The organism is Gluconobacter sp. P1D12_c (assembly GCF_018812105.1).
GTDB classification, from domain to species: Bacteria; Pseudomonadota; Alphaproteobacteria; order Acetobacterales; family Acetobacteraceae; genus Gluconobacter; species Gluconobacter oxydans_A.
On record NZ_JACSIQ010000403.1, the window covers coordinates 1 to 477 of the forward strand.

Genomic DNA, 477 nt, shown 5'->3' on the forward strand with positions numbered 1-477 from the left:
GTGGGGTTTGTAGCCAAAGAATGGGATAGCCAGATCGCTGGATGGCATGGTTCCATCGTCTTGCCGCTTCGCCTTCGTGAACTTCAGTGTACAGCGGGTGTTCCTGTCCTTGTGGGACAATCTGGATGGCTTATCCTGCCAGTCTTCAGGAATACGCCCTGCCCGGAGGTCGGCTTTCTCAGCATTCGTATTGCGCTGCTTTGGAGCGGCTACCAATGTTGCATCCAGGATCTGGCCTGACATCGGCAGATAACCGGCGTTCCGCAGGGTCGCTTCAAACCGGTTAAACAGCCCATCGATCGCACCCGCCTGTGTCAGGCGTTCACGGAGCAGCCAGACCGTTTTGGAATCGGGCACCCGGTCCGACAGTCCCAGACCAAGGAAACGCATGAAGGACAGGCGGTCGTTGATCAGATATTCCGTTCGCTCGTCGGACAGATTGTTCAGCGTCTGGATGACCAGAATTTTGAACATCAG

1 protein-coding gene is annotated in these 477 nt (G+C 55.8%); it reads right to left on the bottom strand.

Annotation, left to right across the window (positions count from 1 at the left end; genetic code table 11):
* On the bottom strand, positions 1 to 477 hold a 477-nt coding region (locus KP705_RS17375; protein ID WP_215765182.1), incomplete at both ends, for a transposase.